This window comes from Hyphomicrobium sp. MC8b, from assembly GCF_905067615.1.
Taxonomy (GTDB): Bacteria; Pseudomonadota; Alphaproteobacteria; order Rhizobiales; family Hyphomicrobiaceae; genus Hyphomicrobium_B.
Map to the genome: position 1 here is coordinate 564,567 of NZ_LR898465.1, position 19,430 is coordinate 583,996.

The 19,430-nt window shown below is 60.3% G+C and carries 21 protein-coding genes; 11 read left to right on the forward strand and 10 right to left on the reverse strand.

Annotated elements, in window-relative coordinates; translation table 11 throughout:
• Positions 1-275 precede the first annotated feature (275 nt).
• The 3 genes from ACLB1Z_RS02710 (at position 276) to ACLB1Z_RS02720 (ending at position 1,358) form a co-directional block, all read left to right on the forward strand.
• The gene (locus ACLB1Z_RS02710) at positions 276-539 is read left to right on the forward strand and encodes a hypothetical protein (RefSeq protein WP_409561929.1); all 264 of its coding nucleotides are present in this window, start codon (positions 276-278) and stop codon (positions 537-539) included.
• A gap of 119 nt (positions 540-658) precedes the next feature.
• Positions 659-796, forward strand: coding sequence for a hypothetical protein (locus tag ACLB1Z_RS02715; RefSeq protein ID WP_409561930.1), 138 nt, complete (start codon positions 659-661; stop codon positions 794-796).
• Positions 797-887: 91 nt separating this feature from the next.
• Positions 888-1,358 (forward strand): CreA family protein, encoded by a 471-nt coding sequence (locus tag ACLB1Z_RS02720; protein WP_409561931.1) that lies wholly within the window; start codon positions 888-890, stop codon positions 1,356-1,358.
• Positions 1,359-1,713: 355 nt separating this feature from the next.
• Here the strand turns inward: ACLB1Z_RS02720 and ACLB1Z_RS02725 are convergent, their stop codons facing one another.
• The 4 genes from ACLB1Z_RS02725 to ACLB1Z_RS02740 all read right to left on the reverse strand — a co-directional run bounded on the left by ACLB1Z_RS02725 (position 1,714) and on the right by ACLB1Z_RS02740 (position 6,680).
• Positions 1,714-1,971 carry a hypothetical protein gene (locus ACLB1Z_RS02725; RefSeq protein ID WP_409561932.1) on the reverse strand — a complete coding sequence of 86 codons (258 nt, stop codon included), beginning with the start codon at positions 1,969-1,971 and terminating at the stop codon, positions 1,714-1,716.
• 218 nt (positions 1,972-2,189) lie between these two features.
• On the reverse strand, positions 2,190-2,513 hold the full coding sequence (locus tag ACLB1Z_RS02730; RefSeq protein ID WP_409561933.1) for a hypothetical protein: 324 nt from the start codon (positions 2,511-2,513) through the stop codon (positions 2,190-2,192).
• Positions 2,510-4,816: an FdhF/YdeP family oxidoreductase gene (locus ACLB1Z_RS02735; RefSeq protein ID WP_409561934.1), complete on the reverse strand. Its 2,307-nt coding sequence runs from the start codon at positions 4,814-4,816 to the stop codon at positions 2,510-2,512. Before ACLB1Z_RS02735 ends, ACLB1Z_RS02730 begins: the two co-directional genes overlap by 4 nt.
• A gap of 295 nt (positions 4,817-5,111) precedes the next feature.
• Entirely contained in the window at positions 5,112-6,680 is a 1,569-nt protein-coding gene (locus ACLB1Z_RS02740; protein ID WP_013945944.1) for a glucan biosynthesis protein, read from the reverse strand.
• 676 nt (positions 6,681-7,356) lie between these two features.
• Here ACLB1Z_RS02740 and ACLB1Z_RS02745 point away from each other — a divergent pair.
• On the forward strand, positions 7,357-9,192 hold the full coding sequence (locus ACLB1Z_RS02745) for a putative bifunctional diguanylate cyclase/phosphodiesterase (protein WP_409561935.1): 1,836 nt from the start codon (positions 7,357-7,359) through the stop codon (positions 9,190-9,192).
• Positions 9,193-9,203: 11 nt separating this feature from the next.
• Here ACLB1Z_RS02745 and ACLB1Z_RS02750 read toward each other — a convergent pair whose 3' ends face one another.
• Positions 9,204-10,403: a CaiB/BaiF CoA transferase family protein gene (locus ACLB1Z_RS02750; RefSeq protein ID WP_409561936.1), complete on the reverse strand. Its 1,200-nt coding sequence runs from the start codon at positions 10,401-10,403 to the stop codon at positions 9,204-9,206.
• Complete coding sequence (locus ACLB1Z_RS02755; protein WP_409561937.1) at positions 10,400-11,587, reverse strand: acyl-CoA dehydrogenase; 1,188 nt, start codon at positions 11,585-11,587, stop codon at positions 10,400-10,402. Before ACLB1Z_RS02755 ends, ACLB1Z_RS02750 begins: the two co-directional genes overlap by 4 nt.
• Before the next feature lie 188 nt (positions 11,588-11,775).
• Here ACLB1Z_RS02755 and ACLB1Z_RS02760 point away from each other — a divergent pair, with 188 nt between their 5' ends.
• Positions 11,776-12,555 (forward strand): gamma-glutamyl-gamma-aminobutyrate hydrolase family protein, encoded by a 780-nt coding sequence (locus tag ACLB1Z_RS02760; RefSeq protein WP_409561938.1) that lies wholly within the window; start codon positions 11,776-11,778, stop codon positions 12,553-12,555.
• 6 nt (positions 12,556-12,561) lie between these two features.
• Here ACLB1Z_RS02760 and ACLB1Z_RS02765 read toward each other — a convergent pair whose 3' ends face one another.
• The 4 genes from ACLB1Z_RS02765 to ACLB1Z_RS02780 all read right to left on the reverse strand — a co-directional run bounded on the left by ACLB1Z_RS02765 (position 12,562) and on the right by ACLB1Z_RS02780 (position 15,242).
• Positions 12,562-13,245 carry a MarC family protein gene (locus ACLB1Z_RS02765; protein ID WP_013945951.1) on the reverse strand — a complete coding sequence of 228 codons (684 nt, stop codon included), beginning with the start codon at positions 13,243-13,245 and terminating at the stop codon, positions 12,562-12,564.
• Between the two features lie 86 nt (positions 13,246-13,331).
• The gene (locus ACLB1Z_RS02770) at positions 13,332-13,778 is read right to left on the reverse strand and encodes an NUDIX domain-containing protein (RefSeq protein WP_409561939.1); all 447 of its coding nucleotides are present in this window, start codon (positions 13,776-13,778) and stop codon (positions 13,332-13,334) included.
• On the reverse strand, positions 13,772-14,974 hold the full coding sequence (locus tag ACLB1Z_RS02775; protein WP_409561940.1) for an FAD-dependent monooxygenase: 1,203 nt from the start codon (positions 14,972-14,974) through the stop codon (positions 13,772-13,774). Before ACLB1Z_RS02775 ends, ACLB1Z_RS02770 begins: the two co-directional genes overlap by 7 nt.
• 25 nt (positions 14,975-14,999) lie before the next feature.
• Positions 15,000-15,242, reverse strand: coding sequence for a zinc-finger domain-containing protein (locus tag ACLB1Z_RS02780; RefSeq protein ID WP_013945954.1), 243 nt, complete (start codon positions 15,240-15,242; stop codon positions 15,000-15,002).
• Positions 15,243-15,345: 103 nt separating this feature from the next.
• Between ACLB1Z_RS02780 and ACLB1Z_RS02785 the strand changes: the two genes are divergently transcribed.
• From ACLB1Z_RS02785 to ACLB1Z_RS02810, 6 genes are all read left to right on the forward strand, one after another.
• Positions 15,346-16,122, forward strand: coding sequence for an alpha/beta fold hydrolase (locus ACLB1Z_RS02785; protein ID WP_409561941.1), 777 nt, complete (start codon positions 15,346-15,348; stop codon positions 16,120-16,122).
• Positions 16,123-16,627: 505 nt separating this feature from the next.
• The gene (locus tag ACLB1Z_RS02790; RefSeq protein WP_409561942.1) at positions 16,628-17,287 is read left to right on the forward strand and encodes an extensin family protein; all 660 of its coding nucleotides are present in this window, start codon (positions 16,628-16,630) and stop codon (positions 17,285-17,287) included.
• Positions 17,288-17,329: 42 nt separating this feature from the next.
• Positions 17,330-17,983: a TetR/AcrR family transcriptional regulator gene (locus ACLB1Z_RS02795; RefSeq protein WP_013945957.1), complete on the forward strand. Its 654-nt coding sequence runs from the start codon at positions 17,330-17,332 to the stop codon at positions 17,981-17,983.
• A gap of 161 nt (positions 17,984-18,144) precedes the next feature.
• Positions 18,145-18,354 (forward strand): hypothetical protein, encoded by a 210-nt coding sequence (locus ACLB1Z_RS02800; RefSeq protein WP_013945958.1) that lies wholly within the window; start codon positions 18,145-18,147, stop codon positions 18,352-18,354.
• A 116-nt stretch (positions 18,355-18,470) separates the two neighbouring features.
• A complete protein-coding gene (locus ACLB1Z_RS02805; protein ID WP_409561943.1) occupies positions 18,471-18,929 on the forward strand; it encodes a DUF2852 domain-containing protein in 459 nt (152 codons plus the stop codon).
• 95 nt (positions 18,930-19,024) lie between these two features.
• Complete coding sequence (locus ACLB1Z_RS02810) at positions 19,025-19,363, forward strand: DUF2852 domain-containing protein (protein WP_409561944.1); 339 nt, start codon at positions 19,025-19,027, stop codon at positions 19,361-19,363.
• The last annotated feature ends 67 nt before the right edge of the window (positions 19,364-19,430 follow it).

The following is a 19,430-nucleotide window of genomic DNA, read 5'->3' on the forward strand; positions in this document are numbered from 1 at the left end:
AAGATTTGCGAACCAAATCCAGTACAACCGCACATCCCAACGACTTTAAGGGCTTTCTGGCGGCCAGCAAACGCGAAGGTTCATCGCGGCAAAAATATGGTTATCTTGAAATGGGTTGCAAGATGCGGCCGAGACAATGCGGGTTCATCGCAGGTTCATGGCGCGAAGTGCCACATTAGCCTCCATCCGTGCAAAATGCATAACGTGGAAACCAATGTCGTGGCATTGGCAAATCGGGTTAAGAAGTTGAGGGGCAAGTTGTTGGGAAGGACGCAATGAAGAAAAGCAAAATCGCGCTGAACCTTGTAATTGCCGCAGGTGCGGTTGGCCTCGCGAGCACACCGGCCCTCGCCTATTCGCAGAAGGTCAAGGACGCCTGTTCGGCAGACTATGGGAGCCTCTGCGCGAAGTACAAGCAGGGAAGCGCGGAGCTTCGCCGTTGCTTCGAGAGCAATCGCCGCGTGCTCTCCACTGAATGCGTGCAGGCGCTGGTTGATGCGGGCGAAGTTCCGGCGCGCTATCTCAAGCAACGAAGGTAGCGGTATCCGCGTTTAGAGCGAATCGACAATCCACAACATAAATCCTGCATGCTCTGCGCTTTTCTTCGCGCAGAGCATGGTTCGGTGTAGCCTTTTTGGAAGCTACCATGGAGGCGGGAATGGGATTGCTGGATCTGCTCAGGCTGCAAAAGGCTGAGGCCGAGGAGCGGCTTCACAATGAAAACCTGACGAGCGAAATGCGCGAGGTCGATCAGGTTTATCTTGCCGAGCTTGAGCGCTTGATCGCTGCGGGCTGACGGCGCGCCCAAGCGCGCCTCGGCCTTGCGCGTTTCTTGGGTAATGGCCACTTCTCCATTCTTCGACGAACGACCGGAATGGAGATATTTGATGCGATATACTTGGTTGGTGGCAGCTCTCGGGCTTTGGATGGCCAACGCTCCGGGCGCCAGGGCGGATGACATCGCCTGCATCAGCACGACGTTCCGGCTGATCGGCGCCAACGACAAAGTCTGCATCAGCGCTTTTGACGATCCTAAAGTTCCTGGCGTGGCTTGCCACATCAGTCAGGCTAGGACGGGCGGTCTCAAGGGCACGTTCGGAATCGCTGAAGATCCGTCGAGATTTTCTATCGCTTGCCGCCAAGTCGGCCCGATCACCGTCGACATTGCGAAGCTCGCCGACGAAGAGAAAGTCTATTCGGAAAGCACGTCGCTGTTCTTCAAGCACACGCACGTTTACCGAGCTATCGACAAAAAGCGCAACACGTTGGTTTACGTCGCGATCAGCGACCGGCTGGTCGATGGCTCGCCGTATAATGCCATTTCGACGGTTCCGATCATGCCGTGGAGCGGGCACTGAGCCCGGCTCAGTTCGAAATTATCCAATTCGCTCGACCGTGGTGATTTGGCGCGCTCTGGAGCTGCGTTGCAAATATTGAAAGCGTGGAACTTCGACGATGATGGCGGGTTCGGAGGAAACGAAAGAAACGTTCCGGAGGACGTATGGTCCGAACGCCTCGATCAACGCAACGCAGCTTAGACGGTGTAACGGAGCACGGCCCGTTCCCTTGGCTATTGGCCGTTTTTGTGCTCGGGATGCTGTTTGCGGTCGGCTACAGCATCGATAACGACAAGAGCTTGTCGGAACGAAACGGCGTCGTAACGCAAACGGATGCCGATAACGACGTGATTCCGAGTTTGGCGCCGACACAAGATTAGAAGAAGGCCGTCACTTCAGCAGGCTGACGTCGCTGCGTGATGCTCGCCGTGCGGGCGCGAAGATAAATGCGGACCGATTTTTCGAGCAGGCGATTGACGTCGGTATATGTGTTGCCGACTGAGAGAATGCAGGCAGCCAGTCGCTCTTTTTCTGAAGACGGCAAGCCAGCGAGATTGAGCTCTTTGGCGGCGCGTTGGAGGACGATCGTCATGCGATCGAGTGCGTCTGGCAGGTACGCGCGAGAAGAGTCCATCAGTTCACTCCCGAACTTTCTTCCCCCACACGCAACACCGTAGCACATGCTCACGTCAGATCGAAGACACTGAAGCCATCAGCTCTATACGCATTGCTGGAGAGCATATGCCGATTGGTCGGTGTTCATCGCAAGAATGCGTGCATTTCCGCAGTGTGAGAGAAAGTACGTTTCAGAGATCATCACATTGTCGCGAGCGATATCGGCGCGGCATTCGTTCAATTTGAAGCGAATGCGCGTGCAATGAGCTGATTGCTTTTGTCAGTCAACGCAAAGTGCGTGCGTTGTGTGCGCTCACTACGACTGACGATATTCAAAAGTCCAAGCTCGGGGCTCGATAGTGCCGTGACTTCGCGAAGGGTCAGAGCATGCTCGACGCCGAGCTTCAGTGAAAAGGCGCGACTGTCGTTGGCGATGTCGAAATGAATGGCAGCCAGCATCGCCGCGCCGATCGGTGAAAGATCGGGCGCGATAAAGCGGATGGCAGAGACGGCCTCGAGAAAACCGTCTTCGGTGAGTTCGCTTTCAGGCGCAGAGCTCATGCGGTCTGAGCTTGCTCGGACAGCCGGAAGGTCACGAGAACCGATTTTGACGTCGGTGTATCGCTGAGTTCACCCGCCGTTGAAATCGGTACGAGCACGTTCAATTCCGGATAGTACCCGGCGACGGAGCCGCGCGGCAGCTGATAGGGCACGACTCGGAAGCTTTCGGCGATGCGTTCGACGCCATCGTCGTGCAGGCCGATGATATCGACGCGATCACCGGCATTGGCGCCGATCTCGGCGAGGTCGTCCGGGTTGACGAATACGACGCGGCGCTCACCGTAGATGCCGCGATAGCGGTCGTCGAGGCCGTACACCGTGGTGTTATATTGGTCGTGAGAGCGGAACGTCTGAAGCACGAACGTCCCGTGCTCGCCGAGCGCGCGCTGATGCTCGGTCTTTACGGGAAGCTCGCAGTCCGAGAACGTCGCCTTGCCCGAGTGCGTATTCCAGATGCGTTCGGCTGGGCCGTTCGGCAGGCGGAAGCCGCGTGGCTTGCGAACGCGCGTGTTGAAGTCGTGGAAGCCAGGAATGGTTCGCGCGATCAGATCGCGGATGCGATCGTAATGGTGGGCGAGGCCTTTCCAGTCGACGATCTCGGAGCCGACGGTCGCTTCGGCGATACCCGCAATGATGGCGATTTCAGACTTCAGCTCTGGCGAAGCCGGTTTGTTGATGCCGCCCGAGCCATGCACCATGCTCATCGAATCTTCGACCGTCACGATCTGCGCGACGCCATCGGAGTTGCGGTCGATCTCGGTGCGGCCGAGGCAAGGGAGCACATAGCTCACTTCGCCCGGCAGCAGATGGCCATGATTGAGCTTGGTTGCGATGTTGACCGTCAGCTTCTGGTTCATCAGCGCTTTGGCGATCAACGGGCTGTCGGGCGTCGCGCGGGCGAAGTTGCCGCCGAGGCCGATGAACGCTTGCGCCGTGCCGTCGAGCATGGCGCCGATGGCGGCCAGAACGTTATGGCCGGGATTGCGGGGCATAGGCACGCGGAATTCTTTTTCCATCGCGTCAAGGAAAGCCTTCGACGGCTTTTCGTTGATGCCGACCGTGCGGTCGCCCTGCACATTAGAGTGGCCGCGCACAGGGCATAGACCGGTGCCGGGGCGACCGACATTGCCGCGGAGGAACAGGAAATTTGCAATCTCGCGGATCGTCTGCACCGAGTGGCGGTGCTGGGTGACACCCATCGCCCATGTGCAGATCGTGCGATTGGATTCGATATAGATTTTCGCCAGTCCTTCGAGCTGCTCGCGCGACATGCCGGACTGATCTTCGATATGTTCCCACGTCGTCGCATCGACGGCGGCGCGATAGGCTTCGAAGCTGGTTGTGTGCTGCTTCAGAAATGCGCGATCGAGAAGCGAGGCGTGCCCGGCGGCAATTGCGGCGTCATCGGCTGCCAACACGGCTTTGGCGATACCGCGGATGGCGGCCATGTCGCCGCCGAGACGGACCTGATAATATTCATTGGCGATCGCAGTGCTGCCGCCGGTGATCATTTCGAGCTTGTCTTGTGGGTCGGCGAAGCGCTCAAGTCCTTTTTCGCGGACCGGATTGAAGACCGCGATCTTGGCGCCGCGTAGCGCGGCACGACGGAGATCACCCAGCATGCGCGGGTGATTGGTGCCGGGGTTTTGCCCAATGACGAAGATCGCGTCGGCCTTCTCGAAGTCTTCGAGCAGAACGGAGCCCTTGCCGATGCCGACGGCTTGCTCAAGCGCTACGCCACTCGCCTCGTGGCACATGTTGGAGCAATCGGGGAAATTGTTCGTGCCGTAGAGGCGGACGAAGAGCTGATAAATATAGGCGGCTTCGTTGGATGCGCGACCGGAGGTGTAGAACTCGGCGCGGTCGGGACTGTCGAGGCTCCGCAGGACCTGACCAATTTCCGAGAAAGCCTCGTCCCAGGTGACTTGAACGTAGCGGTCGGTTGCGCGGTCGTAACGCATCGGGTTGGTCAGGCGGCCGGCGCGTTCGACTTCGTAGTCGGTCCAGGTGCGAAGCTCGGTGACGGTGTGGCTTTTGAAGAAGTCGGGATGGACGCGCTTGTCCGTCGATTCCCAGGCGACGGCCTTGACGCCGTTCTCGCAGAACTCAAACGATGAGCCGTGCTCGGGATCGCCCCATGCGCACCCCGGGCAATCGAAACCGTCGGGCTGGTTGGCCTTTAGCATCGTGACGGCGCCGGACAGCGGCGCGCCGCTTGCGAGAAGTTTTTTCCCGCAGCTTTTCAGTGCGCCCCAGCCGCCAGCGGCTTTCGACTTCTTGCCAATGAATTCGGGTTTGCCCATCGCACCTTTTCCATCAATCGCCGCCCCGGCAATTCTTTTGCATCTGCGAAATGGGCTTTTTCTGCAACGCTTGGTGGCGGAATAACCGTTATGCGTAAACGGTATATCCAAAGCGTTTTCAGCATTTTAGCGCTCAGGGATTGGGCAGGAGTGTGCCTCAAAAAGGCGCTCTGTCGCAGCAAAATCACGGCGCAAGACGCCTCCCGGCGATCTGCGCCAGGTCAAAAATGGATTGCACCGCACAGCTTTGGGCTGTGCGGCTGCTACAACACAAATCGCTGGCCGGAAACTTCGCTTAGGGGAAGGCCTGATAGATCCAGGTTTCGCTCAGGGCTTCGCCGTCCTTCGCAAGATAGGCGCGGAGATCCGCAGGCTGGCCGTTCAGGTCACTAAGGTCGAACATCATGCGCCAGCGGTTGGTGCCGACAACCGGGAAGGCCTCGATGCCGCTCAGCGTGCCGTGGCTCGTCGTCACCACGGTTTTGGTGCCGCCATAGCGGGTCTCATCGTCAAGCGTCTTGCCTTCGACATCGATCATGAATTTCTTGGCATTTCGCTTGATATGGCGCAGGTCAAGGTCGCGGCCGCCGAGACCACCTATTCCGATCCGGGTCGCCACGATACGCGCGACATCACCGACCGGCGGGGAATCGATGCCCCAGAACAAGCGATAGCGCGAGTTGATGACCGAGCCGGCAACCACGGGCTCCGCCGGCGTCCAGAAGGCGACCATGTTGTCTTCGGTTTCGTTGGTCGTCGGCAGCTGGACGAGGTTGACGGAGCCTTTGCCCCAGCCCGACAGGGGTTCAACCCACATGCTCGGCCGCCGATCGTAGAACAAGCTGTCGTCCTGGTAGTTTTCGAAATTGCGGTCGCGCTGAATCAATCCGAAGCCCTTCGGATTTTCGTCGACGAAGCTGTTCGTCACGATGCGCGGCGGATTGGAGAGTGGGCGCCAGATGCGTTCGCCGCGGCCGGTCCACATCGACAGTCCATCGCAGTCGTGGACTTCAGGCCGCCAGTCGCCGCGTGTAAAACCGGAGTTTTCGCCATACCAGAACATGCCGGTGAGCGGTGCGATGCCGAGCATGTCAACAGGGGCGCGGAAATAGAGTTCGCACTCGATGTCCTGCAGCGCGCCGCCTTGGCCGCCTTCGATCCGTCGACTGTCCATGCGATAGGCACCCGTCACGCTCTGGCTTTCGAGCAGCGCATAGATCGTCATGCCGCTGCCGTTCTGTTCGAGCCAGAAGCTCGTGAAGCGGGGGAATTCCTCCGGTTTGCCGGTGTTGATGGCAAGTCCGCGCGCCGAGCCGCCGTATTGATCGTTTGGATCGGAGGAACGGAAGTAGGACGCGCCGAGATAGGCGAGCCAATCGCTGACGCCGCCGCGGCTCATCAGGCGGAACCCCGCGAAACCGGCGTTCTTCAGTTTGCGCAGCGGATGATCGGCCGGCATATCGAAATAGTCGGGACTATAGACAACTTCCCGCGCCGAGCCGTTTTCGAGCACGTAGATGCGAACGGGCTCGGCGTAGAAGCGGCCCTGCGGAAACAATCGCACGGTCTGGGCGCCCGGGACGCCATGCCAAAGCTCCATGTCAGGTTTGAACACGGCCTGAGCGAACGTATCGAACGTCATGTCGCGCAAGGGATCGGACTTGTCGGGCTGCGGCGGCGGAACGTACGGCGATTTCGAGAGCGTCTTCGCCTGCTGCTTCAGGGCATCGAAGGAAAACGGCTGCGGCGCGCCAAGGTTGGCTGCACCGACAGGTGTGTCGCTTCTGGCCGAGGTCGTCCATCCCGCAACCGTGGTCGTGAGAGCGCCGGCTAAAACGTGTCGACGGTCGAGCGTGAAAGGCATGTTGTTCAGAGACCAGATGAGGGTTGGATGATTGGATGTTGCGAGGGCTTATATCGGCGGCCCGACGGTTATTTCAACTTTGTCGCAGGGCCAAGCCCTTCGTCGGCGGAAGGCAACTTTGGATGGCAGTTAGGTTTCAATCGTTGCCTTTCAAACGCACGCTGTGGTCAGAGACACGGAGTTAGTTTGGCAATATTGCGACTAGGCGGATCCAAGCCACGAATTTGGCGGTTCGTCGACTGACAAAATGGCAATAAGGTACGGGATCGGGCAAGATACTGACGGTGGTGAACGCTGCCCACCTCCTAGCTTTGTGCTTAAGGGCGGCCATGCGCTTACCTGTGCGCCGGATTTGTCTCCGGCAGGATGTTTTTGCACCGCCGAACGGCAGCGTGGTGGGGCCAACGGTTAATTTCCCGCCGTTTCCGGGCAGATCGGATCAGTGCGCGGTCCAAGTATGCGATTTTTACAGATGCGGTCATATTGAAGAACTTATTATACAATCGCTCACTATTCGGACGATATTCTTGTTTCGCGCCCCAGTTTTAGTTTCTTAAACTCTTTCGCTGCATTTTCTATTGGACGATATTCGAGCAGTTTTTCTCTATGCGCGTTCGCGCATTTAACGAGTGATAGCCGGCGGGCAATGACCGGGCAGGTAAGAGTTCCGGACCAAATGCATGTTGGAGAGCGGCTGCATGCTCTCCAGCAGGAAATTCTTGTAGGAATTGCGCTGGGCGATTCGCTTGAGAATGTCCTGACAACTTTCTGTATCGGCGTTGAGGCGCTGGCGCCGGGGGTCATCTGCTCGATCTCGGGCGTGGACGACGAGCGGCTGACGTTTGTCGCCGGTCCTTCCGTCCCCGATTTATATGCGCGCCAGATTGCCGGCATTCGAGTAGGGCCTAATGTTGGATCTTGCGGGACCGCCATTTATTTACGCCGCGCCGTTGAGGTTCGTGACATCGAGACGGATCCGCTGTGGGCGCCCTATAAATCGCTCGCTTTGCCCTTCGATCTGCGGGCATGCTGGTCGTGTCCGATCGAGGCTGCCGATGGACGCGTTCTTGGTGCCTTCGCTTTCTATTTTCGGGAAAAGCGCGGCGTCAATTTATTCGAACGTCAGATTGCGGGCGAATGCGTCAAGTTCTGCGCGATGGCCATCGAAAATTCCGAGGCGAGGAAGCGGCTCAATAATCTGGCGTTCTTCGATCCACTGACCGGACTTGGAAATCGCGTCACGCTCAAGAACAGGCTTGGCATTATTCTGCAGCGGGCGAGCGAGATGCGGCGCGCCGTTGCCGTGTATCATATCGATATCTCTGAATTCCGCGCAATCAACGATCTTCACGGCCGTGTCGTCGGCGACATGGCGCTGATCAAGGTCGCCCAGGTGCTGCGCTCTGTGGCATTGGATTGTGATCTCATCGTGCGGATGGGTGGAGATGAGTTCGTCGTCGTGAAAACCAAGGCGTCAGACGATTCCGATTCCAAGCAATTCGCCGAAGCCATCGTTTCGGGTCTGCGCGGACGCTATCGGGTCGAGCGCGGCGAAGAGTTCATGATCGATGTGCGCGCTGGCGTGGCTAGTTTTCCGCAGGACGGCGAAGATCAGGACGAATTGCTCGAACGCGCCGAGATGGCGTTGTTGCGCGCCAAACGGAACGGTGCGCGCTTTGCATTGTTCGAGCCGCAAATGGAGTACGAGCGGCGTCAACGTCGGTCGCTTGAACGCGACGTAGGCCTTGCCGTCGAGAGACAGGAACTCTCGCTTGTCTTTCAACCTCAGGTCGATGCGAAAACTGGATCGGTCACAGCTTTCGAGGTTCTAGTGCGCTGGGCGCATCCCGACGCAGGTCTGATCTCGCCGGATCGTTTCATCCCGGTCGCGGAGGCCAATGGCGCCATTCATGAGATAGGCGAATTTGTATTACGAGAAGCCTGTCGGGAAGCGGCGCAATGGCGTGAAAAGTTTCGGGTTGCGATAAACGTGTCTGCGGCACAGATCATGCGCAGCGATTTCGTGCAACTCGTGACCGATGTGCTGGCCGAGACGGGGCTTGAACCCTCTCGTCTCGAAATCGAGGTGACGGAAAGCCTCTTCATTCAGGATCTCGCCGCCGCTTCATCGATCTTGCGCCGCTTGAAGCGGTTGGGCGTCAGCGTTGCGATGGACGATTTCGGCACCGGGTATTCATCGCTCAGCACGCTGAGGGCATTTCCGTTCGACCGCATCAAGGTCGATCGCAGCTTCGTTAGAGACATGATCAACAATTCAGACGCGGCCGCGATCGTCAATTCGGTCATCGGGCTTGGGCGCGCGATGGGGCTGTGTGTGGTGGCCGAAGGCGTTGAGTCTCAGGAACAGCTGGCGATGTTGCGCCTTATCGGTTGTGACGAAATTCAGGGCTACCTGTTCGGCAAGCCGCTTCCGGCAGAAAGCTATGCCGACATTACGGGGCCGCAAGTCGTGTTCAACGACATTCACGACAAGCACTCGGCTACGCTCTAAGAGCTGAACGCCTATTCCTCACTCCACGGATCGTTCTTCGTTCGGAGCCGCTCGATAATGACATCGGTATGCTCGCCGAGTGTCGGACTTGCGATTGTGGAGAAGCACGCCTTTCCGTCGATCACGATGGGGCTGCGGACGGTGGGCACGGGGGGCGCGCCGGGCCGATGAAGATCTTGGCGTAGTCCACGCGCAACGACATGAGGATCGGCAAAGACCTGGTCGAGCCGGTTGACCGGACCAGCCGGAACGCCGGCGGCTTCCAGAGCCGCAAGCAGGTCGCTTGCGGTCCGTTTTGCAATTTCAACGGCGATAAGCGGGATCAGTTCGGCACGGTTGGTGACGCGGCGGGCATTGGTCTTGAAGCGCTCGTCGGCAGCGAGGCTTTTGAGTCCGAGCAGATCGCAGACGCGCGCGAACTGGCCGTCGTTGCCGGCGGCGATGATGATCGGTCCATCGGCCGTTTCGAACACTTGATAAGGCACGATGTTGGGGTGCGCATTGCCGAGGCGGCGCGGCGGCGTTCCGGACGCCAGATAGTTCATGGCCTGGTTGGCCAGCACCGAGACCTGCGTATCGAGCAGCGCCATGTCGACATGTGCGCCTTCGCCTGTCGCATTGCGGCGGTTAAGGGCCGCAAGGATGCCGATGGTGCCGTAGATGCCGGTGAAGATGTCGGCAAATGCCACGCCGATCTTCTGAGGCTCGCCGTCCGGCGCGCCGGTCAGGTCCATGATGCCGCCCATGCCCTGGACGATGAAGTCATATCCTGCGCGCGGGGCATACGGCCCCGTCTGGCCGAAGCCGGTGATCGAGCAATAGATGACGCCGGGGTTGATGGCTTTGATCGCCGGATAGTCGAGATCGTATTTGGCAAGGCCGCCGACCTTGAAGTTCTCGATGATGACGTCGGCCTGTTTGGCGAGCGCGACCGCCGCTTCACGGCCTTCGGGGCTATCGTAGTCGAGCGCGATTGATCGCTTGCCGCGGTTCGTCGCGTGGAAGTAGGCCGCCGATCCGGGACCATCGTCATCGGCGATGAAGGGCGGCCCCCAGGCTCGGGTATCGTCGCCACCGTCGGGCCGTTCGACCTTGATGACGGAGGCCCCGAGGTCGGCAAGCGTCTGTCCGGCCCAGGGGCCGGCGAGCACGCGGGCAAGTTCCAGCACGCGTAGGCCCGCGAGCGGTTTCGGACTTTCAGACGTCGTCATGCGAAGGCCTGCAGTCCGGTGATGGCGCGACCGAGGATCAGAGCGTGAATGTCGTGCGTGCCTTCGTACGTGTTGACCGTTTCGAGGTTCAGCATGTGACGCATGACCTGGAACTCTTCCGAAATGCCGTTGCCGCCGTGCATGTCGCGGGCCATGCGGGCGATGTCCAGGGCCTTGCCGCAGTTGTTGCGCTTGATCAGCGAGATCATTTCGGGCGCAAACTTGCCATCGTCGAGCAAGCGGCCGACGCGCAGCGCCGCCTGCAGGCCGAGCGTGATTTCGGTCTCCATGTCGGCGAGCTTCTTCTGGACGAGCTGCGTCGCCGCGAGCGGGCGGTTAAACTGCTTGCGGTCGAGCGTGTATTGCCGTGCCGCGTGGAAGCAGAACTCGGCGGCGCCAAGCACGCCCCAGGCGATGCCGTAGCGGGCACGGTTCAAGCAGCCGAACGGGCCGGCCAAGCCTTCCGCGTTCGGCAGCAGCGCCTCGTCGGCGACTTCGACGCCGTCCATGACGATCTCGCCGGTGATGGAGGTGCGCAGCGATAGCTTGCCGGCGATCTTCGGCGCGGACAGGCCTTTCATGCCTTTTTCGAGGACGAAGCCTTTGATCTTGTCGCCGTGCGCCTGAGATTTTGCCCAGACGACAAAGACGTCGGCGATCGGCGCGTTGGTGATCCACATCTTCGCGCCTGAGAGGCGGTAACCGCCGTCGATCTTCTCCGCGCGCGTGCGCATGCCGCCGGGATCGGAACCGGCGTCGGGTTCGGTCAGCCCGAAGCAGCCGATCCATTCGCCGCTGGCGAGTTTGGGCAGATATTTTGTGCGCTGCGCCTCGCTGCCATAGCCATAGATCGGATGCATGACGAGCGAGGACTGCACGCTCATCATCGAACGGTAGCCGGAATCAACGCGCTCGACCTCGCGCGCAATCAGTCCGTAGGAGACGTAGTTCGAATCTGAGCCGCCGTAGTCTGCGGGAAGCGTCGGGCCGAGCAGACCGAGCGCGCCCATCTCGTGGAAGATGCCGGGATCGGTCTTTTCCTCAGCGTAGGTTTCGATGACGTGTGGCTGCAGCTTATCTTGGGCGAACGCGCGGGCCGTGTCGCGGATCAGCTTCTCGTCTTCCGATAGCTGATCTTCCAAAAGAAGAGGGTCTTCCCAGTCGAATTTCAAACCGCTCGACACGTTGCGCTCCTGATCGGCACTCCTAATTCGGCGTCACCATAGGTGTCGTCGAAGCGATATGGAATATAGCCGATGAATTGGTTTTATTTGGTCTTGACGCGGATCAAGATATTTCGCCGTCCATTGCCGCCGACGCTTCGCAATGCCATATGGGCGGCACATCGCGCCATCCTTCAAGGTTTCATTCCATGTCCAAGCGCCCTCTCGTCGGTGTCATTTGCTGCCAGCGCAATCCGGATGATCCGTTTCAGGGCGTTGCCGAGCGGTATCTCAAGGTCGCGCCTTTTATGGAGGCGGATCTCGTGCTGGTGCCGTCGCTGCCGGACATCATGGATGCGACTTCGATCCTTAGTCGTCTGGACGGCGTCATGCTGACAGGAAGCCCGTCGAACGTCGCGCCGAAGCTCTATGGCAGCGCTGATGCAGGTGAAGGGCCGTTCGATCCCGGCCGCGATGCGATGTCGTTCCGGCTGATCGCTGAATCGGCGGAGCAGAACCGGCCGGTGCTCGGCATCTGCCGCGGCTTTCAGGAAGTCGCGGTTGCCTATGGCGCGACGCTCAGGCCGGACCTCGGTGCCGCCGGACGCGAGCAGGTTCATCATGCGGCGCCCGACGTGGCGTTTGCGGATATGTTCGCGTTTGAGCATCCTGTTGATCTAGCGCCAGAGGGCGTGCTGGAACGCGTGATGGGCGCGCCGTCGATCACCGTCAATTCGGTCCACTTTCAGGGCATCCGCGATCTCGGCAGCAAGCTCGCCGTCGAGGCGACGAGTCCCGACGGCGTCGTCGAGGGCATTCGGCCGAAGTCCGGCGAGCGAATCCTGGCGGTGCAATGGCATCCTGAATGGCGTGTCGCGGACAATGCCAACTCGCGCGAGCTTTTCGCGTGGTTCGGATTGCTGCTCAGAGGCGCGACGATGCAGGAAGCCGCCGAGCGCGTCGCCGAGATGGCGCGGCAGGCCGGCTGACGTTCCTCAATGAACTGAGGTGAGGGTCGCCTGCAGAGCGCCCTGGATGCCGGTCATCAGAATTTGCACGCCGATGCAGAGCAGCAGGAACGCTGAGAGCCGCGTCAGGATGCGGGCGCGGCCTGGGCCAAGCAGTGAGACAAGGCGGTCGGCGTAGGCATAGCAGGCGCCCACTGTCAGCGCGACGGCGATAGCTGCCCCGCAGGTGCCGGCGAAGAACGGCAGCAGCTCGGCGGCTTCGCGTGGCCGGTTGGCGCTCAACGCAATCGCAACCGAGATCGTGCCGGGTCCCGTGGTGAACGGCATGGTCAACGGAAAGAACGCAACGTCGCTGCCCCATGCGGCGGCCCTGTTGGTGCCGGACGCATGGTCCTGCTTGCGGTCTTCGGTCTCTTGCGGATTGTAGAGCATGCGCCAGCCGGAGACAGCGACGACGGTGCCACCCGCGACGCGTAGAGCATCGATGCCGACGCCGAAAAAGCTCATCAACGTTGCGCCGACGAGCAGCGAGACGAGCATGACGATGGCAGCATAGGTCGCGACACGCCACGCCAATGAGACACGTTCGGGATGCGGGCGACCGAGCGTGATCTGGCTGTAGATCAGCGCGCCGCCGAGCGGATTGACGATCGAGAACAAGGCGGGAAAGGCAACGAGAAAACTCGTGATGATGCCGCTGAGGTAAGCCATGGATTTCGCTTAAAGGACGCCCCGGGTAGATCGAAGGATGATCTTCTAGCCTTGATAGCGCTGACGCGATAGTGCGGCCGAACGGACTACCACTTGAGTGATTGTTCTGTTCCGCCGAAAACTTCTCTCAGCCGCCGGTCCGTGCCGGGCGACAGCCGTTCGGGCAGATCGTCGAGGGTGCAGAAACGCTGTTCGGCGATTTCGGCGTTGGCTTCGGGCATGACGTCGCGCTGCCAATGACGAATAAGAAAAAGAATGATGTGATCGCCGGGGTAATCATCGAAGTGGGAATAGATGCCGATCAGACGCGGTGGTGCGGTGATGGTAATGCCGGTTTCCTCCAGCACCTCTCGTGCGAGCGCGGTTTCGACGTTTTCGCCATGCTCGATGCCGCCGCCAGGAAAGTGCCAGCCGGGACGATAGCCGTGACGAATGAGAAGTACGCGCGAGGCGTCGTCGATGATCAGGCCTTGAGCGCCGAGCGTGACGATATCGGCGCGTCGCGCGAGAAAAGATTTCAGGCGGCTCAGCATGATTTCGAGGTCCAGCCGTAGAGCCAATCAAAGCCTGCCATGACGCGCTCGGGCGGCCGCAGTTTCATGACCGCGTTGCGGGCGAGTGCTGTTGGGCCATGCATATGATAGATGCGCCCGTTGCGGATGGAAGCCTCGACAACTTTGCTAACGCGCGGGCGGCGGGCTTGTTCGTAGTTCTGAAGCGCATGTTCGAGTTCACCGTTCGAAGCCGCGATGGACGACGCCAGCGCGACAGCGTCTTCGAGTGCCATGACGGCGCCTTGCGCGAGAAACGGCAGCATCGGATGCGCGGCATCGCCGAGGAGTGCCGCGCGGCCCGACGTCCAATGTGTGAGGGGTGGCAGACGATAGAGCGACCATTGCCGCCAAGTCTGCGTGCTATACGCCAGCGACCGAAGCGACGGCGCGAAGGATTTCATTTTGTCTTTGACGGCGTCGGTGGCGGCAGGTGCGTCCCAGTCTTCGCTCAACGCCGGATCGTCGGCGATGACGACGATGGCGACGTCGCGTCCGCCGGTGACGGGATAATGCACTGCGTGTGCGCCCGGCGACAGCCAGATATGGACGGCGTTGCGCGCAAGTTCGGGCGGCATGTTTTCTGCTGTCGTGACGCTGCGAAAGGCGGTTTTGCCGACGGGCGTCGGAACGGCCGATTCGCCTGCGATGCCGCGGCGGAGCGTGGACCACAGCCCGTCCGCCGCGACGAGAAGCGAAGCGCTCAACACTTCGCCTGATGCATCGACCGCGGCGATACCATTCGGCTCGTCACGGCAAGAGGTAATTTCAGTCGCGCGCGATAGCGTGATGCGCGGCTCGCTTTCGGCGCGCGTTCGCAGCGCGGAATGCAAATCGCGGCGATGCGCGGTCCAGTATGGAGCACCATGGCGCTTGGCAAGCCACGAACCGAGCGGTAAGCGCGTCAGCTCGCGGCCAGACGCACCATCATGGACAACGAGCGTGTCGGGGCTCGCGACCTTGTCTTCCAGAAATTCCGCGACGCCGAGCTGTTGCAGAATGCGCGTGCCGTTGGGGCCGATCTGGATGCCGGCGCCTTCTTCGGGAAATTCAGCGCGGCGTTCACAAACGCGAACGTCGATGCCGCGCTGGGCGAGCGCGAGGGCGGTCGCGAGGCCGCCAATGCCACCGCCGGCGATCAGGGCGATCAGGGCGCTCGGGCGTTGGGAGCCGGTCACGCGAATTCCGAAACGTGTCTAGAGTTCAAGCGGCGTCTGCGACGAGGCTGTCTTTGGGATCGCTCTCGGTCGCTTTCAGGCGCGGATCGTAGATGTACAGAGTCGAGCAGTAGGGGCACAGGATCTGATTGTCCTGTCCCATGTCGAGGTAGACGTGCGGATGATCAAAGGGCGGCCGGGCGCCCATGCAGTTGAATTCTTTCACGCCGACAAAGATTCGCTCGGCGCCAACGTCGTTGGCGAAGTGCGGGATTACGGCTCCGGCCATGCTTCATCCTTCCGCGATGGGAGATGTTTGGCCGCACCATATCCTCGTGGCGGCGGGGATGGTAGGGGACATAAAAAACTTTCGGGCAATTGAGTGCGGCAGCATGGACCATTTCGACAGCGACGGGGTCGACATCGCATTTCTCGACACCGGAGGCGGCGGCGACAAACCCCCGGTTCTGCTCATCCATGGCTTTGCGTCGAACGTTGAGACCAACTGGGTCAATACCGGCTGGGTGACATTTCTGACGCGCGCCGGATATCGTGTCATCGCGCTTGATAACCGCGGTCATGGGCAAAGTCAGAAGCTTTACGAGCTTGTCGATTATGGTGCGCCGCTGATGGCGGAAGATGCGCGGCGGTTGCTTGACCATGTCGGCGTGAGGACAGCGAACGTCATCGGATATTCGATGGGCGCACGGATTTCAGCGTTTCTGGCGTTGACGCATGCCGATCGGGTGGCGCGCGTCGTGTTCGGCGGACTTGGCATCAACATGGTGCGTGGAATGGCCGGGACCGGTCCCATCGCGCGGGCGCTCGAAGCGCCGAGCATCGCGGACGTGACCAACCCGACGGCGCGAACGTTCCGCGCTTTTGCCGAGCAGACGAAGAGCGATCTGCAGGCGCTGGCGGCGTGCATACGGTCGTCGCGTGCGCCGATCACGGCGGAGATGATCGGGGAAATCTCGGTTCCGGTACTGGTTGCCGTGGGAGACGAGGACGTCATTGGCGGATCGGCGGAGGAGCTTGCCAAGCTCATTTCCGGCGCGAGGGCCTATACAATTCCGGGCAAGGATCACAATCGGGCCGTCGGCGACCGATCGTTCAAGTCCGAGGCGCTGGCATTTTTCGAGGGAAACGGTGGCCCTGGGGACCGATGAACCGGACCGGCACGGGGGATTGATCGCTTAGGCCGATTCGAAGGTCCTCAGGGCACACGCTCCTGCCGAGGCGAGTGGCTTCGGCAAGCGCTTATCTGTCCCGATGGTGCGTCTTCGGACCGGTACGCGGTACTAGTCCGATCGAAGACGCGGGGACGGCACTCATTCCGGTCTCGCACGAGATACGAGTTCGAGCCCGGTAGCGCCTCCGGGAGCGCTTGCGAAATAGCCTTGCTCAATGACGCGGCGATTTCAGGCGTGTGTCGGCGCGGCTTTAACTGTGGATAACTTTGGCGCTGCAACTTTGTGCGACTTGACTGCCACATGACGGCGCCGCCTCCGGACCGCCGCAGTCGGTCTTTTCATCGTCAAGCCGGCGGCCAAAATCCGTCTGAAAAGCCAGCGATATAACTGTTTTCCGGGTGGATCTCACACTTCCTTAACCGGCCGTTAACGTTAACGCCGCTTACTCGCCGTCATGGTTCCGCGTCGTATCCGAGTTCTTGTGCCCACGGCCGTCCTGATGATTTCAGGGCTCGGTCTGCTTTGGGGCTGCGGAACGACAGGGCCGAGCTTTCAAGTCCGAGACGATCCGTGGCGCACGCCAGAAGAGCGCGCCTGTTTGGCATCCGGCGTGGTGCGGCAGACGGCATTCGTGCGAGCGCGCTCGGCGCTGGGTGGTCCTAGCGTTTGCGGCGCTGTCGAACCATTCGAGATGTCGGCGGCGGACAACGGCCGGGTCGCGTTCAATCCGCCGGCGGCATTGCGCTGTCCGATGATTCCGCAGCTCGACCGCTGGGTGAAGGAAGTCGTCGAACCGGCGGCGCGTTATCAATTCCGGCAGGAGCTTGTCGGCATCAAAGTGCTCGCCTCTTATTCCTGCCGGCCGATGAACAATGTCGAAGGGGCGATGATCTCGGAGCATGCCTACGCGAATGCGATCGACGTCGGCGGTTTCACGCTCGCCGACGGAACGACGATCAGCGTCCAGCGCGGCTGGAATGGGTCGCGGGCGGAACAAGCCTTTCTGAGGGTCGTGCATGACGGATCGTGCGCTTATTTCACGACAGTGCTCGGTCCGAACTACAACAGCCTGCACAGCAATCATTTTCATCTCGACCTGGCGCACCACGGCCGCGACGGGTTGATGCATATCTGCAAGTAGGGTCCGCGTGCAGAGTGCGCGCAAATCCGCTAGAAGCGCCCCATGACTTGGGATCACGATCCGCCACCGCGCGGCCACCGGCGCGGCTACCACCACGGCAACTTGCGCGAAGCCTTGATGAAGGCGGCGCTTGATTTGATCGCGGCAAAGGGGCCGTCCGGATTTACGTTTGCCGAAGCGGCGCGGGCGGCTGGCGTGAGCCCCGCGGCACCCTATCGGCATTATCGCGACCGCGACGCGCTGATGGCAGATGTCGCGCGGCATGCGTTCGAGCAGTTCGAAGCGAAGCTGCGGCAAGCCTGGGCGGGCGGTGCGCCTGATCCGTTCAAGGCATTCGAGCGTGTCGGCAAGGCGTATCTCGATTTCGCGCGGCAGGAACCGGCGCAATATTCGGCGATGTTCGAATCAGGTCTGTCGTTCGCCGCTTTTCCTGATCTGCATGTGGCAGGGGAGCGGGCGTTTGATGTGCTGAAGGACGGATGTGCGGCCCTGGTCGCGACGATGCCGGAGGCCAAGCGGCCGCCGGTGATGATGATGGCGCTTCACATTTGGGCTGAGGCGCACGGGATTGCCTCGCTCTTTGCCCGTGGCGACGAGGCGCGCCGGCCGATCCCGATGACGCCCGAAGACCTGCTCGACGCCGCCGTCCTGATCTATCTCGACGGGCTGGGCGTTAGAAAAGCAAACAGCGGTTGATAGCCCGCTTAAAGCTGCGCGGTTTCCCCCTTGGGATCATTGCCGCTCCCGCGATGATCCGCATACTCGGTAACGGCTGAATCGCCGTCGTCTGATCCTCGTTTCTCAGACGTGTCTGATTTTTTGAATGCGATTTTTAAAAACGTCTTCAGGAGTTCGCGATGCCCGGCAAATGCCCGAAATGTCAAAACGTCGTTGGCAACGTTCGCGCCGAGCAGATCGGTATTACAAACATGGCGGGCAACACTTTCAGCGGGGCGAGCTATGTTTGCCCGCATTGCCAGACGATCCTGGGGGTCGTGGTCGATCCCTATGCGTTCAAGAACGAGATCGCCATTGAAGTGATGAAGCGGATGCGCGGCGGCCGGTGAGCCTGTCGCGAACCTTTTTTACGCGATAGCTGCGGCCAGCCCTTGAACTCACCCCTTGCCGTCCCACGTATGTGAATGTAAAATACATTTACATCCTGAATGAGGAGAGGGTGGCAATGACGCAAGTGGTGCAGACACTCGATGACTTCGGCAGGCCCGCGTGGCTTGCCGCGATGGTTCTGGGGTTCATCGTCTTCTGGCCGGTTGGGGCTGTCATCCTGGCCTATATGCTTTGGAGTGGACGCATGAACTGCGGATGGCACGGTGGTCGGGGTCGCGAACGCTGGGAAAATCGGATGGCGGAACGTTTCGAGCGGGCGCGATGCCGAATGGAAGAGAAATTCGGCGCTTTCGGCCATGGACCTAGAGGCGGCGGTTATTCCAGCGGTAACAAGGCCTTCGACGATTATCGCGAAGCAACGCTGAAACGGCTCGAAGACGAAGAGCGCGAATTCCGGGAATTTCTGGAGCGTTTACGGCAGGCCAAGGACAAGTCCGAGTTCGATCAGTTCATGGCTGAAAGGCGTGATCGTCCGGAACCTGGACAGGAACCCGGTACCAGTCCCACGACTTGATTTCCAAGACATAAGGCGGGGCGGCTGTCGTGGCCGCCCTGCTTCATCTTTTCCGGCTTTTCATTCGGTGTGCCCAATCACGCGGAGCGGACTCGATGTTTCATCTTCACCATCTGATCTTCTTGCCGTTTTTCGTTCTGTTTCACGTCGTCGGTTTTCTCTTCCTGGCGTTTGCAGCGGTGATTCTGACGAAAGCGTTCCGCCGACGGCGGTGCGGCAGCGCCTCTCGCAAAATGGAGAGGTCGGAGGCAACACGGCCGGCGCGTTTCGGAAATGAGGCGTTCGATGATTATCGGCGCACGACTTTGCGGAAGCTCGAGGCTGAGGCGGAGGAATTCCGCAAGTATCTCGATGGGTTGCGGCGGGCGGCCGACGCGGCGGCGTTCGAGGCGTTTCTTAAATCGCGGCGTGCAGAAAACGGGCCAGCGGCCTGAAGACCGGGGCGTGGCGACGCGCCCCGTCTGCATAGCAGAAATTCCCCATTTTCCGCCCATGTTGCTG

What these genes read in the sequence shown, in the direction of transcription:
- ACLB1Z_RS02740 (WP_013945944.1), bottom strand. Translation starts at nt 6,680, where the DNA reads ATGCCTTTCACGCTCGACCGTCGACACGTTTTAGCCGGCGCTCTCACG.
- ACLB1Z_RS02810 (WP_409561944.1), top strand. Translation starts at nt 19,025, where the DNA reads ATGTTTCATCTTCACCATCTGATCTTCTTGCCGTTTTTCGTTCTGTTT.
- ACLB1Z_RS02725 (WP_409561932.1), bottom strand. Translation starts at nt 1,971, where the DNA reads ATGGACTCTTCTCGCGCGTACCTGCCAGACGCACTCGATCGCATGACG.
- ACLB1Z_RS02780 (WP_013945954.1), bottom strand. Translation starts at nt 15,242, where the DNA reads ATGGCCGGAGCCGTAATCCCGCACTTCGCCAACGACGTTGGCGCCGAG.
- ACLB1Z_RS02720 (WP_409561931.1), top strand. Translation starts at nt 888, where the DNA reads ATGCGATATACTTGGTTGGTGGCAGCTCTCGGGCTTTGGATGGCCAAC.
- ACLB1Z_RS02800 (WP_013945958.1), top strand. Translation starts at nt 18,145, where the DNA reads ATGCCCGGCAAATGCCCGAAATGTCAAAACGTCGTTGGCAACGTTCGC.
- ACLB1Z_RS02805 (WP_409561943.1), top strand. Translation starts at nt 18,471, where the DNA reads ATGACGCAAGTGGTGCAGACACTCGATGACTTCGGCAGGCCCGCGTGG.
- ACLB1Z_RS02715 (WP_409561930.1), top strand. Translation starts at nt 659, where the DNA reads ATGGGATTGCTGGATCTGCTCAGGCTGCAAAAGGCTGAGGCCGAGGAG.
- ACLB1Z_RS02745 (WP_409561935.1), top strand. Translation starts at nt 7,357, where the DNA reads ATGCATGTTGGAGAGCGGCTGCATGCTCTCCAGCAGGAAATTCTTGTA.
- ACLB1Z_RS02795 (WP_013945957.1), top strand. Translation starts at nt 17,330, where the DNA reads ATGACTTGGGATCACGATCCGCCACCGCGCGGCCACCGGCGCGGCTAC.
- ACLB1Z_RS02730 (WP_409561933.1), bottom strand. Translation starts at nt 2,513, where the DNA reads ATGAGCTCTGCGCCTGAAAGCGAACTCACCGAAGACGGTTTTCTCGAG.
- ACLB1Z_RS02765 (WP_013945951.1), bottom strand. Translation starts at nt 13,245, where the DNA reads ATGGCTTACCTCAGCGGCATCATCACGAGTTTTCTCGTTGCCTTTCCC.
- ACLB1Z_RS02750 (WP_409561936.1), bottom strand. Translation starts at nt 10,403, where the DNA reads ATGACGACGTCTGAAAGTCCGAAACCGCTCGCGGGCCTACGCGTGCTG.
- ACLB1Z_RS02770 (WP_409561939.1), bottom strand. Translation starts at nt 13,778, where the DNA reads ATGCTGAGCCGCCTGAAATCTTTTCTCGCGCGACGCGCCGATATCGTC.
- ACLB1Z_RS02760 (WP_409561938.1), top strand. Translation starts at nt 11,776, where the DNA reads ATGTCCAAGCGCCCTCTCGTCGGTGTCATTTGCTGCCAGCGCAATCCG.
- ACLB1Z_RS02735 (WP_409561934.1), bottom strand. Translation starts at nt 4,816, where the DNA reads ATGGGCAAACCCGAATTCATTGGCAAGAAGTCGAAAGCCGCTGGCGGC.
- ACLB1Z_RS02710 (WP_409561929.1), top strand. Translation starts at nt 276, where the DNA reads ATGAAGAAAAGCAAAATCGCGCTGAACCTTGTAATTGCCGCAGGTGCG.
- ACLB1Z_RS02785 (WP_409561941.1), top strand. Translation starts at nt 15,346, where the DNA reads ATGGACCATTTCGACAGCGACGGGGTCGACATCGCATTTCTCGACACC.